Annotated in this window: 12 protein-coding genes; 8 read left to right on the forward strand and 4 right to left on the reverse strand. The window is 74.6% G+C overall.

Annotated elements, in window-relative coordinates; translation table 11 throughout:
• Positions 1-2 precede the first annotated feature (2 nt).
• On the forward strand, positions 3-962 hold the full coding sequence (locus ACIBPB_RS26200) for an electron transfer flavoprotein subunit alpha/FixB family protein (RefSeq protein ID WP_396842111.1): 960 nt from the start codon (positions 3-5) through the stop codon (positions 960-962).
• A 129-nt stretch (positions 963-1,091) separates the two neighbouring features.
• Here the strand turns inward: ACIBPB_RS26200 and ACIBPB_RS26205 are convergent, their stop codons facing one another.
• Together ACIBPB_RS26205 and ACIBPB_RS26210 are read right to left on the reverse strand one after the other, a co-directional pair.
• The gene (locus ACIBPB_RS26205; protein WP_396842112.1) at positions 1,092-1,856 is read right to left on the reverse strand and encodes an anti-sigma factor; all 765 of its coding nucleotides are present in this window, start codon (positions 1,854-1,856) and stop codon (positions 1,092-1,094) included.
• Positions 1,810-2,415: an RNA polymerase sigma factor gene (locus tag ACIBPB_RS26210; protein ID WP_396842113.1), complete on the reverse strand. Its 606-nt coding sequence runs from the start codon at positions 2,413-2,415 to the stop codon at positions 1,810-1,812. Before ACIBPB_RS26210 ends, ACIBPB_RS26205 begins: the two co-directional genes overlap by 47 nt.
• A gap of 238 nt (positions 2,416-2,653) precedes the next feature.
• On the opposite strand from ACIBPB_RS26210, the gene ACIBPB_RS26215 reads away from it, so the two are divergent.
• The 7 genes from ACIBPB_RS26215 (at position 2,654) to ACIBPB_RS26245 (ending at position 9,180) form a co-directional block, all read left to right on the forward strand.
• Positions 2,654-3,484 carry a DUF4397 domain-containing protein gene (locus tag ACIBPB_RS26215; protein WP_396842114.1) on the forward strand — a complete coding sequence of 277 codons (831 nt, stop codon included), beginning with the start codon at positions 2,654-2,656 and terminating at the stop codon, positions 3,482-3,484.
• On the forward strand, positions 3,481-4,146 hold the full coding sequence (locus tag ACIBPB_RS26220; protein WP_396842115.1) for a class F sortase: 666 nt from the start codon (positions 3,481-3,483) through the stop codon (positions 4,144-4,146). The genes ACIBPB_RS26215 and ACIBPB_RS26220 overlap by 4 nt, the downstream gene beginning before the upstream one ends.
• 113 nt (positions 4,147-4,259) lie before the next feature.
• Entirely contained in the window at positions 4,260-5,435 is a 1,176-nt protein-coding gene (locus tag ACIBPB_RS26225) for a cysteine desulfurase family protein (RefSeq protein ID WP_396842116.1), read from the forward strand.
• A 37-nt stretch (positions 5,436-5,472) separates the two neighbouring features.
• Positions 5,473-6,546 carry a tRNA 2-thiouridine(34) synthase MnmA gene (mnmA, locus tag ACIBPB_RS26230; protein ID WP_396842117.1) on the forward strand — a complete coding sequence of 358 codons (1,074 nt, stop codon included), beginning with the start codon at positions 5,473-5,475 and terminating at the stop codon, positions 6,544-6,546.
• 152 nt (positions 6,547-6,698) lie between these two features.
• Complete coding sequence (locus tag ACIBPB_RS26235) at positions 6,699-7,706, forward strand: methionine synthase (protein WP_396842118.1); 1,008 nt, start codon at positions 6,699-6,701, stop codon at positions 7,704-7,706.
• Positions 7,707-7,742: 36 nt separating this feature from the next.
• Complete coding sequence (locus ACIBPB_RS26240) at positions 7,743-8,111, forward strand: VOC family protein (RefSeq protein ID WP_396842119.1); 369 nt, start codon at positions 7,743-7,745, stop codon at positions 8,109-8,111.
• Between the two features lie 64 nt (positions 8,112-8,175).
• Positions 8,176-9,180 carry an ADP-ribosylglycohydrolase family protein gene (locus ACIBPB_RS26245; RefSeq protein ID WP_396842120.1) on the forward strand — a complete coding sequence of 335 codons (1,005 nt, stop codon included), beginning with the start codon at positions 8,176-8,178 and terminating at the stop codon, positions 9,178-9,180.
• Between the two features lie 46 nt (positions 9,181-9,226).
• Here ACIBPB_RS26245 and ACIBPB_RS26250 read toward each other — a convergent pair whose 3' ends face one another.
• Together ACIBPB_RS26250 and ACIBPB_RS26255 are read right to left on the reverse strand one after the other, a co-directional pair.
• Complete coding sequence (locus tag ACIBPB_RS26250; protein WP_396842121.1) at positions 9,227-13,531, reverse strand: fibronectin type III domain-containing protein; 4,305 nt, start codon at positions 13,529-13,531, stop codon at positions 9,227-9,229.
• Between the two features lie 146 nt (positions 13,532-13,677).
• Positions 13,678-14,001 (reverse strand): hypothetical protein, encoded by a 324-nt coding sequence (locus ACIBPB_RS26255; protein ID WP_396842122.1) that lies wholly within the window; start codon positions 13,999-14,001, stop codon positions 13,678-13,680.
• Positions 14,002-14,174 lie beyond the last annotated feature (173 nt).

Genomic DNA, 14,174 nt, shown 5'->3' on the forward strand with positions numbered 1-14,174 from the left:
ACATGGCTGAGGTTCTCGTCGTCGTCGAAGCCACCAAGGAATTCGGCGTCAAGAAGGTCACCCTGGAAATGCTCACCCTCGCCCGCGAGCTGGGCACCCCGAGCGCCGTGGTGCTCGGCGGCGCCGGCGCCGCCGAGGCGCTCAGCGCCAAGCTGGGCGAGTACGGCGCGGCGAAGATCTACGCCGCCGAGGGCGAGGAGATCGACGGCTACCTGGTGGCCCCCAAGGCCACCGTGCTGGCCGAGCTGGTCAACCGGGTGCAGCCGGCCGCCGTGCTGCTCGCCTCGTCGCAGGAGGGCAAGGAGATCGCCGCCCGGCTGGCCGTGAAGCTGGACAACGGCATCCTGACCGACGTGGTCGCGCTGGACGCCGACGGCACCGCCACCCAGGTCGCCTTCGCCGGCTCCACCATCGTCAAGTCCAAGGTCACCAAGGGCCTGCCGCTGGTCACCGTCCGGCCGAACTCGCTCAACCCGACCCCGGCCGCCGCCACCCCGGCGGTCGAGCAGCTCACCGTCTCGGTCACCGACGCGGACAAGCTGGCCAAGGTCGTCGAGCGGGTGGCCGAGCAGAAGGGCTCGCGCCCGGAGCTGACCGAGGCGTCGGTGGTCGTCTCCGGCGGTCGCGGCGTCGGCAACGCCGACAACTTCAAGCTGGTCGAGGAGCTGGCCGACCTGCTCGGCGGCGCGGTCGGCGCGTCCCGTGCCGCGGTCGACTCCGGCTTCTACCCGCACCAGTTCCAGGTCGGCCAGACCGGCAAGACGGTCTCCCCGCAGCTCTACGTGGCGCTGGGCATCTCCGGCGCGATCCAGCACCGGGCCGGCATGCAGACCTCGAAGACCATCGTCGCGGTGAACAAGGACGCCGAGGCGCCGATCTTCGAGCTGGCCGACTTCGGCGTGGTCGGCGACCTGTTCAAGGTCGTACCGCAGGCCGCCGAGGAGATCCGCAAGCGCAAGTGAGCCCGCCCGGCTGACCCACGCACAGAGCCGCCGCCCGGTGATCCGGGCGGCGGCTCTGTGCGTTGCGGCCCTTCCGGAGCGGCGGAAGGGAGCTGATCGGCGGGCCGGGGAGCTGAGCCGGCCCGCCGATCAGCTCGTCAGGGTGCCCCTCAACAGGCTGTCGCCGGAGTGGCGGGTGTTGTTGTCGTACTGCTCGGCGGAGATGTCGACCACCGAGAAGGTGCGCAGGTCCACGTTCGCGGGCATCGGCAGCAACTCGTCTCCCGAACCCTTGCTCAGCGTACCGACCGAGAACATTTTCATCGTCCCCGGATCGATCAGCCAGACCTCGTAGTACCCCGGGACCTCCGGAAGATTCGTGACGTGCAGGTGGAGTCGGTTGTCCCCGAGCACCCGCGCGTCCCCGGCCGCGTCCTTCGGCGTCTGCCCGTACGCGCTCAGCGCCGCGCTCGCCAGCACCGCCGGCTGCGGCGGGTCCGGGTCATCCGACCGCAGCACGGCCACCGTGCCGAGCACGCCGGCCGCGGCCGCCGCCGTCGCGGTCACCGCGGTGACCGCCCAGCGCCGCCACCGCGCACCGCCCCGGGCCGCCGCCGGTGCCGCGGTGACCCGCGGGCCGGGCTCGGCCGGCGGCCGGGCCGCGCGCCGCTCGGCGAGCGCGGGCAGCTCCTCGGCGGCCCGGATCTCCGTGACGATGCCCTGCCAGACGTGCTCGGGCGGGTCGGGCAGTTTGCCCAGCCCCTGGGTGTCCGCGCCCAGGCCGGCCACGTGTCGCAGCGTCGCCAGCTCGGCCCGGCAGTGCTCGCAGGTCTCGAGGTGGGCGGACTCGCCACCCGCCGCCTCGCTCTCACCGAGGGCCAGGAAGACCAGCCGGTCGTGCTCCAGGTGGGGCACCGTCCACCTCCCATCTGCGCTTGAGGCTCTGCATCCCGCGTCGGATGTGGCTCTTGACGGTGCCGAGCGGGACTCCGGTCACGGTCGCGATCTGCTGGTGGGTCAGGTCGTCGTAGAACGCCAACTCCAGCATGCGCCGCTGGTCGTCGGGGAGGCGGGCCAGCTCGTCGGCGACCACCAGCCGGTCGACCACCGCGTCCGGGTCGGGCCCGCCGGGCACCGGCTCGGGCAGCTGCTTGACCGTCTCGACCACCCGCGTCTCCCGGGCGACCGCCCGGATCCGGTCGACCACCTTGCGGCGGCCGATGCCGAGCAGCCAGCCGACCAGCGACCCCTTGGTCGGGTCGAACGTCTCCCGGCCCAGCCAGGCGGCCACGAAGGTCGCCTGGGTCACGTCCTCCGCGTCGCTGCGGTTGGCCAGCGTGCTGCTGGCCAGGTGCAGCACCGCCCGGCCGTAGCGGTCGTACGCCTCGCGCAGCGCAGCCTCCTCGCCGGCGCGGAAACGCTCGGCCAGCTCGTCGTCGCCCGGTGGCTCCGGCTGTCTCGGCACCCCCGTCACCGGGTGGTTCGCCTTTGGGGCATGCCCGACTGTAACCGCCACAGCCCTCGCCCCATTCTCCCGGCCGACCTCTCCTGCTCGTGCCCGCACCTGCTCTTCGCTCCGGAAGGCGGCCCCGGATGCGGCCGGGGGCGGAAAAAAGAAATCCGATCCGGGCGCATCCGGCGGCGGCGGAGCGGGCGTAACCCGTTCTGCAACCAGGCGTGACGAACCAGCACGAACTATCAGGAGGCACGCAATGCAGCTCGTATCCATCCGTCGGGTCGCCGCCGGCGGCGCGGTCGCCGCGCTGGCCCTCGCCGGCGGCCTCGCCGCCGGCGCCACCCCGGCGTACGCGGCCAGCAGCAAGGTCTCGGTCGTGCACGGCATCCCGGACACCCCCGTCGACGTGTACGTCAACGGCAAGAAGACGCTGGACAACTTCAAGCCGGGTGACGTGGCCGGCCCGCTGAGCCTGCCGGAGGGCGACTACGACATCGCGCTCACCAAGCCGGGCGAGGCGCTCGACCAGGCGATCCTCAAGGTCGACGACGCCAAGGTCCCGGGCGGGGCGAACATCAGCCTCGCCGCGCACCTCAGCGCCGACGGCAAGCCGCAGATCACCCCGTTCGTCAACGACGTGTCCAAGGTGGGCGCCGGCAAGGCCCGGCTGATCGTCCGGCACACCGCCGCCGCCCCGGCCGTGGACGTGCGCGCCGGTGGTCAGCCGGTCTTCCCGGGCCTCACCAACCCGAAGGAGGCCAAGGCCGACATCGACGCGGGCACCGTCAAGGCGGACGTGGTCCTCGCCGGCACCGACACCGTGGCGATCGGCCCGGCCGACCTCACCCTCAAGGAGGGCACCGCGACGATCGTCTACGCCATCGGCTCCGCCGAGGACAAGAACCTCACGCTGGTCGCCCAGACCATCAGCGGCCTGCACTCCGCGCCGGGCGGCGTGCCCAGCGGCACCGGCGGTCAGGCCGGCACCGGCGTGCGGACCTGGTGGTACCTGCTCGCCGGCGTCGGCGTGCTGCTCCTGGTCGGCGGCGGGGCGCGGGTCGCCACCGCCCGGACCGGGCGCCGATGACGGTGCGGAACCGCGGGGCGCTGGCGGCCATGGCCGCCGGCGCTGCCGCGCTGACCGTCGCCGGCCTCGTCGCGTGCGGCTCCCGCCCGGCCGGGACGGTCGGCGCGGCGGAGGCGTCGGCGCTGGCCAGCGCCACCGCCACGCCGGCAGCCACGGCCACCGGCACGACCGGCCGGGTGCCGGTCAACACCGGCACCCTGCCGGCGGACGCCACGGTCCCGCCGACGAAGCTGCGCGTCCCGGCGATCGGCGTCACCGCCACGGTCAACCCGGTCGGGGTCAACGCCCGCACCGGCGAGTTCGAGGTGCCGCCGAGCGTCGACCAGGTCGGCTGGTACCGCTACGGCCCCGGGCTGGAGGCCACCACCGGCTCGGTGGTGATCGCCGGCCACGTGGACAGCGCCGAGCAGGGCAGGGGGGCCTTCTTCCGGCTGCGTGACCTGGACCGGAGCGATCTCCTCACGGTCACCGGCGCCGACGGCCGGGAACGCCGCTACCGGGTGGTGGCCCGGGAGGAGTACGCCAAGACCAGGATCCCGCTGGACCGGTACTTTGCCCGCGACGGTCGCCCCCGGCTGACCCTGATCACCTGCGGCGGCCCGTTCGACCCGAAGACCCGGCACTACCGGGACAACATCGTGGTCACCGCCGTGCCCGCGTGACGGCACCGGGTCGGCGCGCGGGCGCGCCGCCGGAGCGGCCGGACCGCCACCCCGTACGGGACGGGCGGTCCGGCATCCGGCGGCGCGCCCGTCGGCCGTTAGGCTGAACGGTGATGGCATACCTGGATCACGCGGCGACGACCCCGATGCTCGACGAGGCACTCGAGGCGTACGTCGCCACCGCCCGCGAGGTGGGCAACGCGTCGTCGCTGCACGCGGCGGGCCGGCGTGCCCGACGCCGGGTGGAGGAGTCCCGCGAGCGGGTGGCCGCGGTGCTCGGCGCCCGCCCCTCCGAGGTGATCTTCACCGGGGGCGGCACGGAGAGCGACAACCTCGCCGTCAAGGGGGTCTTCTGGGCCCGCCGCGCCGCCCACGCCGAGCGCAACCGGGTCGTCTCCAGCGCGGTCGAGCACCACGCCGTGCTGGACGCGGTCGACTGGCTGGCCGGGCACGAGGGCGCCGACGTCGGCTGGCTGCCGGTCGACGCCGCCGGCCGGCTCGACCCGGAGCAGCTCCGCGCCGAGCTGGCCGCGCACGGCGACCGGATCGCGGTGGTCACCGCCATGTGGGCCAACAACGAGGTGGGCACCGTGCAGCCGGTGGCCGAACTGGCCGCCGTCGCCGCCGAGCACGGGGTGCCGTTCCACACCGACGCGATCCAGGCGGTCGGTCAGGTGCCGGTCGACTTCGCGGCCAGCGGCGTCTCCGCGCTCACCGTCACCGGCCACAAGCTCGGCGGCCCGACCGGGGTCGGCGCGCTGCTGCTCGCCCGGGACGTCGCCGCCACCCCGCTGCTGCACGGCGGCGGCCAGGAGCGGGACGTCCGCTCCGGCACCCTGGACACCGCCGGCATCGTGGCCTTCGCGGTCGCCGTCGAGGCTGCCGTGAAGGGCCAGCAGGAGTACGCGGCCCACGTCGCCGCGCTCCGCGACGAGCTGGTGGAGCGGGTCCGCCAGGCGGTGCCCGAGGTGATCTTCAACGGCGACCCGGTGGACCGGCTCCCGGGCAACGCGCACTTCTCCTTCCCCGGCTGTGAGGGGGACGCCCTGCTGCTCCTCCTCGACGCCCAGGGCATCGCCTGCTCGACCGGGTCGGCCTGCTCCGCCGGGGTGGCCCAGCCCTCGCACGTGCTGCTGGCGATGGGCGCCGACGACGACCGGGCCCGCTCCTCGCTGCGCTTCACCCTCGGCCACACCAGCACCCGGGAGGACGTCGACGCGCTGATCGCCGCGCTGCCGGCGGCCGTCGACCGGGCCCGGCGCGCGGCCGCCCTCCGTACCCCCCGCTGACCCGGATACCCTCGGTGAGGACGAGGGGAGTGGGCTGGTGAGGGTTCTGGCGGCGATGTCGGGCGGGGTGGACTCCGCGGTGGCGGCGGCCCGCGCGGTGGAGGCCGGGTACGACGTGACCGGCGTGCACCTGGCGCTGGCCCGTAACCCGCAGACCTACCGGACCGGCGCCCGGGGCTGCTGCACGCTGGAGGACTCCCGGGACGCCCGCCGCGCCGCCGACGTGCTGGGGATCCCCTTCTACGTCTGGGACATGGCCGACCGGTTCCACGCCGACGTGGTGGACGACTTCGTCGCCGAGTACGCGGCCGGCCGTACCCCGAATCCGTGCCTGCGCTGCAACGAGAAGATCAAGTTTGCCGCGGTGCTGGACCGGGCCGTCGCCCTGGGCTTCGACGCCGTGGTGACCGGCCACCACGCCCGGCTGGGCGCCGACGGCCTGCTGCGGCGCAGCGTCGACGCGGCCAAGGACCAGTCGTACGTGCTCGCGGTGCTGACCCGCGCGCAGCTGGACCGGTCGATCTTCCCGCTCGGCGACTCGACGAAGGCCGAGGTCCGGACCGAGGCCGCCCGGCGGGGCCTCGCGGTGGCCGACAAGCCCGACTCGCACGACATCTGTTTCATCGCCGACGGCGACACCCGGGGGTTCCTGGCCCAGCGGCTCGGCGAGGCCCCCGGCGAGGTGGTCGACGCGCTCACCGGCGCGGTGGTCGGCAGCCACTCCGGCGCCTACCAGTACACCGTCGGGCAGCGGCGCGGCCTGCACCTGGACCGGCCCGCCCCGGACGGCCGCCCCCGCTACGTGCTCTCCATCACGCCCATTACCAACACGGTGACCGTCGGCCCGGCCGAGGCGCTGGAGGTCGACCGGGTGCGGGCCACCCGCCCGGTCTGGACCGGCGGCGCGCGGCCGACCGGCCCGATCGAGTGCGAGGTGCAGTTGCGGGCGCACGGCGACGTGGTGCCGGCGACGGTGTCGCTGGACGGCGACGCCCTGCACGCCGACCTGCGCCGCCCGGTCCGGGGCGTGGCCGCCGGCCAGGCGATCGTGGCGTACCGCCCCGACCCGGCGGGCGACGTCGTGCTCGGCTCGGCCACCATCACCGGCTGACCGTCGGCCGCCGGCCGCTCCGGATTGGTCCGGCCCGCCGGCTCGGTCTCGGGCGGGCGGGCGGGCGAATCGTCCTTCGGCGGCACGCGGGACCGGGGCGACCACCCGCCGCGCCGGCGCCGGCGCGGCGCGGCAGCGGCTAGTCTTCGGCGGTGAGTGATCAGACATGGCCCTGGCCCGCGGGGGCGGCGACCGGGATCGGTTCGCTGCCCGGCACCGACATCGCCGAGGCGCAGCGGATCGTGCTCGGCGAACTGCCCGCCCTGCCGCACCTGCCGGAGTTGCCCGCCCGGGGCCCCGGCGCGGACCTGATCGGGCGCACCGGCGGGCTGCTCGCCGAGTTGCCGGTCGAGCTGTACGCGGCCCGCTGGCGGATCGCCCCGCGGCCCGGCAAGGACCTGCGCCGCGCCCGCGACCTGATGGAGCGCGACCTCGACCAGCTCGCCGAGCAGGCCGAGGAGTACGCCGGCCCGGTCAAGATCCAGGCCGCCGGGCCGTTCACCCTGGCCGCGTCGCTGGAGCTGCCCCTCGGCGGCCGGGTGCTGCGCGATCCCGGCGCGGTCCGCGACCTGGCCGGTTCGCTGGCCGAGGGGTTGCGCGGGCACGTCGCGGCGGTGGCCCGCCGGCTGCCCCGGGCGTCGGTGCTGCTCCAGCTCGACGAGCCGTCCCTGCCGGCGGTGCTGGCCGGGCGGGTACCCACCGAGAGCGGCCTCGGCACCTACCGGGCGGTGGTGTCCGGGGACGCCGCGGCGCTGCTGCGCGGCGTGCTCGAGGCGGTCGGAGTGCCGACGGTGGTGCACTGCTGCGCGCCGGACGTGCCGGTGGCGCTGATCCGCGATGCCGGTGCCGTGGCCGTCGCGCTCGACCTGGGCCTGGTCACCGAGCTGGACCCGCTCGGTGAGGCGATCGACGCGGGGCTGGGGCTGCTGGCCGGGGCCGCGCCCGCGGTGCCGCCGTCCACCGGTCGTGCGCCGACCTCGGCCCAGGTCGCCGAGCGGGTACGCCGGCTCTGGGACCAGCTCGGCTTCCCCCGCCGCCGGCTCGCCGAGCAGGTGGTGGTCACCCCCGCCTGCGGCCTGGCCGGCGCCACCCCCGGATACGTCCGGACCGTGCTGGCCGCCTGCCGGGACGCCGGGCGGCGGCTGTCCGAGGAGGAGTGAGGTTTCCTGTCGTACCCGCTGGGCAGGATGACGGGCATGATTGGACAGCTCCGTTCCGTGGTGATCGACTGCCCTGATCCGCGCGCGCTGGCCGGCTTCTACGCCGAGCTGCTCGGCCTCCCGCTGGTCGAGGAGAGCTCCGAGGGCGACGAGTGGGTCGTGCTCGGCGGCCCGCCGGGGCACCAGCCCCGCATCGCCTTCCAGCGGGCGCGCAACCTGCGCGCCCCCGCCTGGCCCGACCCGGAGCGGCCGCAGCAGTTCCACCTCGACGTGACGGTGGACGACATCGAGGCGGCCGAGAAGGCGGCGCTGGCCCTGGGCGCCCGGCGACTCCCGGGCGAGGGCGACGGCTTCCGGGTCTACGCCGACCCGGTGGGCCATCCGTTCTGCCTCTGCTGGGACTGACCGGCTGGCCGAGCCGGCCCGGGCGCGGCCGGCGCGGGTTGCGTCGGTCCGGCATGATCACGCCGTGACCGACTTCCCGCCGCGCCGCGCCTCGGGTTCGCTCTTCGGCCTCGCCTTCGGCGACGCGCTGGGTAAGCCGACCGAGTTCCTCACCGTCGCCGAGATCGTCCGGCGGTACGGGCCGGCCGGCCCCCGGGAGCTCGTCGGTGACCCGGCGCTGGTCACCGACGACACCCAGATGGCGCTGGCCGTCGCCGGGGCGCTGCGGGACGCGTCCGGCTACTCGCCGGAGGTGGTGGAGCCGCTGCTGCGGCAGCGCTTCCTCGACTGGGCGGCCAGCCCTGACAACAACCGGGCCCCCGGCATGACCTGCCTGCGGGCCTGCGGCGAGCTGGGCCGAGGGCTGCGCTGGCAGGAGGCCACCGTGGCCGGCTCCAAGGGCTGCGGGGCCAACATGCGGGTCACCCCGGTCGGGCTGCTCGCCGTCGACCTGGACACCCTCGCCGGGCTGGCCCAGCTCCAGGCCGGCCTGACCCACGGCCACCCGACCGGCCTGGCGGCCAGCGAGCTGACCGCGTACGCGGTCCGGCTGCTGCGCGACGGCGCCGCGCTGGCCGACCTGCCGGGCCTGCTCACCGAGCGGGCGCACGAGCAGCGCACCGTCTACCGGGGCGACTGGCTCGGCGACCTGTGGCAGCGGCCGGGCGACGCCGGGACACCGCGGGAGTTCATCGCCCAGGGCTGGGACGAGTGCCTGGAGGTGCTCGGCCGGCTCGATGCCGCGCTGGCCGGCCCGGATGACGGCGGCGACCCGTGCCGGCTCACCGGCGAGGGCTGGATCGCCGAGGAGGCACTGGCCACGGCCCTGCTCTGCGCGTTGTGGCACGCCGACGACCCGGTCGGCGCGCTGGCCCGCGGTGCGACCACGGCCGGCGACTCCGACTCCATCGCGGCGCTCGCGGGCGCCTTCGTGGGTGCCGCGCACGGCATGGCCGCCTGGCCGACGGACTGGGCCACTCGGATCGAGTACGCCGACCAGCTCGCCGCCTTCGGCGCCGCCACGGACTGAACGCGGTGCGCGGGGCCGGGCGGCGCGCCGCCCGGCCCCGCGCCGGTCACATCACCGAGAGGTAGTTGTCCACGCTGGAGGCCGGGATCCGGCGCCGGGAGTAGGCGCTCGGGTTCGTGTAGTTGTACTCCTCGATGATGATGTACGACCCGTCGATGCCGGACACCCAGGCGACGTGGCCGTAGTCGCCGCCGTTCCACTGGGCGATCGCGCCCACCGCGGGGGTCTGCGAGACCATGCCGCCGTGCTTCGGGGCGGCGTCGTCCCAGTTCTTCGCGTGCCAGTAGTTGAGCGAGGTGAAGCCCGGCGGGTCGTGGGCGATGTACTTGTAGACCCGGGACGCCACGAACGACGTGCACTGCTGGAGCACGAAGCCGTACCGGTCGATCCAGGGGAAGCCGGACCCCCACGGGTAGTCGTCGACCGTGCCGAAGGCGAACTTGCCGGACGAGGCGTACCCCTGCTTGCCGTACCGGTCGGCGATGACCCGGTACTGGTAGCAGCCGGCGGCATAGCGGATGGTGACGTAGTTGGTGGTGATCATGAAGCCGACCAGTCGCCACGAGTCACCCCGGCAGGCCTTCACCTCGACCGAGTAGCCGGTCGCCGCGCTCACCGCGTTCCACGACACCCGGACGTCCGAGGAGGTGGTCTGCGGCACCGCCCGCACGTCCTGCGGGGTGCCCGGGGCCGTGATGGTCAACGTCACGCTCGCCGTGTTCGACGCCGAGCTGTAGCCGGTCAGGTTCTCCGCCTTGAGCTGGAACTCGTACGTCCTGCCCGGGGTGAGCATGCTCATCGTGAACGTGCAGCAGGTGCTCAGCGGATACTGCGCCTTGGTCCAGCCGGACGTCCCGGCGAGCCGGTAGTAGATCCAGTAGTAGACGTTGCCGGTGCTGCTGGCCCGCCAGGAGAGCTTGGCGGCGGTGTCCCCGGAGGCGGTGGCGGTCAGGCTGCTCGGTGGCTGGGGCAGCGGCGGCATGGGCCGGGCGCTGGCCGTGTTGGTCGCTCCCGAGTCACCGGCGAGGTTGGTGGCCCGGACCCGGAACTCGTACGTGGTGCCGTTGTCGAGCAGGCCGGCGGTGAACGAGCAGCAGGTGTTGACCGGATACGGGAGGCGCTTCCAGGTGCCGCCGGCGGGGCGCATCTCGATCCAGTAGTAGACGCTCCCGCTGGGGCTGGCGCTCCAGCGCAGCGTCACCTGGCCGTCGCCCGCGCTCGCGGTGAGCCCGGACGGTGCCTGGGGCAGCGGCGGCAGCGGCCGGGCGCTGGCCACGTTGGAGGCCGGCGAGTTACCCGAGACGTTGTTGGCCCGGACCCGGAAGTCGTACGTGGTGCCGTTCTCGAGCAGGTCGACGGTGAACGAGCAGCAGGTGTTGACCGGGTACTGGAGGCGCTTCCAGGTGCCCCCGGCGGGGCGCATCTCGATCCAGTAGTAGACGTTGGCGGTGGCGCTGGCGGTCCAGCGCAGCGTCACCTTGCCGTCGCCCGCGCTCGCGGTCAGCCCGGACGGCGCCTGGGGCAGCCCGCCGACCGAGGTCTCCCGTACGGTGCTCGAGGCGGGCCCCTCACCACCCGCGTTGTCGGCGGTCACCTTGAACTCGTAGACGTGCCCGTGCACGAGCGAGCCCCAGGTGGCCGAGGTGCGGTCGGTGGGGTACACCGACCGGGTGAAGGCGGTCTGCCCGGCGGTCACGTCCCGGTAGTAGATCCAGTAGAAGACGTCCGGTCCCACCGGGTTCCAGTCCAGGTCGATGCTGCCGTCGCCGGCGGCCAGCGCGGTGAGCCCGGTCGGCGCGGCGGGCGGCTGGTAGAACGCGGTGGCCCGGACCACCGCCGAGGTCGGCCCGTCGCCGGTCTCATTGTTCGCCGCCAGCTTGAACTCGTACACGTGGTTGTGGGCGAGCAGCCCGGGGCTGAAGGTGCAGCAGGTGGTCACCGGGATCGAGAGCTTGGTGAAGCTCGTCTGGCCGGCGGTGACGTCGCGCTGGTAGACCCAGTAGTAGAGGTCGTCCCCCGGCTTGGTCCAGGTCAGCTTGATCTTCCCGTCGCTCTGCGGGGTCGCCGTGAGCCCGGTCACCTGGCCGGGCAGCGGGCGGCGCGGCGTCGCCTGCACCACGTTCGACGGCAGCGACTCGCCGCCCTGCGCCGTGGTGGTCACCTTGAACTCGTAGGTGTGCCCGTTGGCCAGGTAACCGATGTTCACCGTGCAGCAGGTGGCGACCGGCAGCGGCAGCTGGGTGAACGCGGTCTCGCCCTCGGTGACGTCCCGCCGGTAGACCCAGTACCACGCGTTCGGGGTGGTGCTCGCGCCCCAGGTCAGCTGGACCTGGCCGTCACCGGCCGTGGCGGTCAGGGTGCCCGGCGCCGCCGGCCTCGGGTACGTGGAGGTGGCCTGGGCGGTGTTCGACACCGCCGACTCGCCACCCAGGTTGCTTGCGCTGACCGTGAACTCGTACTGGTGGCCGTGGAGCAGGTAACCGGCGGTCATCGCGCAGCAGGTGGTGATCGGCAGCGGCAGCTGGGTGAACTCGGTCTCGCCCGCGGTCACGTCCCGCTGGCGTACCAGGAAGTGCACCCCCTCGGACGGGCCCTGCCAGGCCAGGTCGATCTGGCCGTCGGCGCGGGCCGTGGCGGTCAGGTTGGTCGGCGCGGCCGGCACCGCGTACCGGGCGGTGGCGCGGACCGGCGCCGACCGGGGCGACTCGCCGCCGCCGTGGCTCGCGGTGACCACGAACTCGTACTCGTGGTCCTTGGTGAGCCAGGTGGCGGTGACCGTCAGGTCGACCGGGTTGTTGTCGTTGACCGGCGCGAACTCGGTCTCCCCGGCGGTGACGTCCCGCCGCTGCACGTCGTAGCGCCAGGCGTAGGGGACGGCCGACCAGGTGAGCTTGACCGAGCCGTCGGTGCCGGCGGTCGCGGTCAGGTTGGCCGGGGCGGGCGGCGGCGCGATGGTCACCGCGACGCTGCGGGTCGGGGACGGCTGCCCGGAGCCGGTGGCGTTGCGCGCGGTGACCCGGTACTCGTAGGTGTGACCGGTCTTCGTGCCGCCCAGGTCGGCGCTGGTCCCGGTGGGCTGGGCCACCCGGGCGAAGTGGGTCTGGCCGACGGTGACGTCGCGTTGGTGCACCTCGTAGCTGATCCCGGTGCCGGTGACCGCCGGCCAGGACAGGTGGACCGCGCCGGTCGGGTCGGCGGTGGCGGTCAGGTTGGCCGGGGCGGCGGGCAGCAGCGCCGGGTCGGGCGCCGGCGGGGGCCAGGCGACGTCGACGAAGCGGGGCCGGTAGATCCGGGCGTCGCTGTACAGGTCGTCGTCGTTGAGGCTGTGCACGTTGTACGACACCAGCAGCCGGCCGGACGGGGCCAGCTCCGGGTGGAGCCGGGCGTCGTAGACGATCACGCCCTGCCGCGCCGCCGGTTCGGGCGCGGTGAACAGGTCGATCGGGCCGCTGAACGGGCCGGTCGGCGAGGCGGCGGTGTAGGCGATCACCTGCGTGCCGAACGTGACGTTGCCCTGCACGGTGACGACCACGTACTGGTCGCCCACCCGCTGCGCGCCGAACGCGGTGCCGACGCCGGAGAGCGGCAGCCGCGCCGAGGTGGCGACCCCGCTGGACCAGCCGGTCCCGGTCCAGAACTGCCAACCCCCGGTGAGCCCGCCGGCGGGCACCCGGGCCAGGTGGGCGAAGCGCTGCTGGTCGGCGGCCACGTACTCGGAGCCGTAGACGTACGTCCAGGGGCCGTCCTCCAGCACCGCGGCGCCCCACGCGACGGTGTCGCCCAGCGGCAGCTCGGTGACCGCGGTGGTGGTGAGGCCGGGCAGCGCCAGGGTGGCCAGCGCGGTGCCGGTCAGCACCACGTCGAGGCTGCCCTCGCCGGTGCGCTTGTAGCGGTTGACCAGCGCCCGGACCGAGTTGCCCTCGACCGTCGCGTCGGCGATCCAGTACCACTCGCCGGTCACCCCGGACGGGATCAGCGACTGCGGGGCGGTGGTGGTGCCACCGTGGACGGTCGAGGTGAGCGCCGTCCCGTCCTGCACCACCGCCGAGTTGTTGATCATCGGACTGCTCCGGGGCCGGCTGAAGTCCGCGTTGACGGTGCCCAGCATGGTGTCGGAGAAGAGCCAGGCCATCCGCCCGTCGGGCAGCGCCACCGAGGCGGTGCTGTCCGCCCCGCTCCAGCGCCCGCTGGTGTTGCCGTAGTTGTTGAAGAGCGTCGTGAGTGCGGCCCCGGTCATCCCGCCCGACGGCAGTTCCGCCGCCCGGGCCGGCGCGGCCGGCACCACCAGTCCGACCCAGCCGACCGCGGCCACCAGGCCCGTCGCCAGTCGGGCACGCCAGCGTTCCCCCATGGTTAATCCCCATTTCCCGGCGCGCGGGCGCCCCCGGCGAGCGCCACGGCGCGCTCATTGGCGGGGAAGGTATCAGGACCCCGGGGCGGTGTGGATCATCCGGACGGATCGATCCAGGGAAATTCGATGCCGCTGCCCGCGCGGGGTCAGGCGAGGGCGCCGGCGGCGAGCCAGCCCACCGCCAACGCCACCCCGACCCCGACCGGCCAGGGCCACCAGCGTCCCGGCCGGCGCAGCCGGAGCCAGCCGGCCAGCAGGCAGCCGGCCGCCGCCAGGCAGGCCAGCAGCAGCACCAGCCACCATGCCGCGCCCCGGTCGGCGGCCCGGCCCGCCCCGGTGATCTCGGGGCTGAACCAGGCCAGCAGGTAGCCGTAGAGCAGCAACAACGGGCCACCGGCGAGCGACGCGAGCAGCGCCAGCAGCCGGCGGGTCCGCACCGCCACCCCGGCCCCGGGCGTACGACTGGTCACCGCACCACTATGGCGGGGCGGCCACGGGCCGCGTGACGGGGGCGGCGTACCGGCGTCCACAGCGTCGCCGGCCCGGCCGGCGGCGACCCGCTCACGGCGGCCCGGCGGTCCCCGCCGGCCGCCCCGCCCGCCGCCCGGCGGCGCGGCCGGGATGCCTGGTCAGGCGGGTGACG

The organism is Micromonospora sp. NPDC049836 (assembly GCF_044465125.1).
In the GTDB taxonomy this organism is placed as follows: Bacteria; Actinomycetota; Actinomycetes; order Mycobacteriales; family Micromonosporaceae; genus Micromonospora.

What these genes read in the sequence shown, in the direction of transcription:
- ACIBPB_RS26200 (WP_396842111.1), top strand. Translation starts at nt 3, where the DNA reads ATGGCTGAGGTTCTCGTCGTCGTCGAAGCCACCAAGGAATTCGGCGTC.
- ACIBPB_RS26215 (WP_396842114.1), top strand. Translation starts at nt 2,654, where the DNA reads ATGCAGCTCGTATCCATCCGTCGGGTCGCCGCCGGCGGCGCGGTCGCC.
- ACIBPB_RS26220 (WP_396842115.1), top strand. Translation starts at nt 3,481, where the DNA reads ATGACGGTGCGGAACCGCGGGGCGCTGGCGGCCATGGCCGCCGGCGCT.
- ACIBPB_RS26225 (WP_396842116.1), top strand. Translation starts at nt 4,260, where the DNA reads ATGGCATACCTGGATCACGCGGCGACGACCCCGATGCTCGACGAGGCA.
- ACIBPB_RS26240 (WP_396842119.1), top strand. Translation starts at nt 7,743, where the DNA reads ATGATTGGACAGCTCCGTTCCGTGGTGATCGACTGCCCTGATCCGCGC.
- ACIBPB_RS26250 (WP_396842121.1), bottom strand. Translation starts at nt 13,531, where the DNA reads ATGGGGGAACGCTGGCGTGCCCGACTGGCGACGGGCCTGGTGGCCGCG.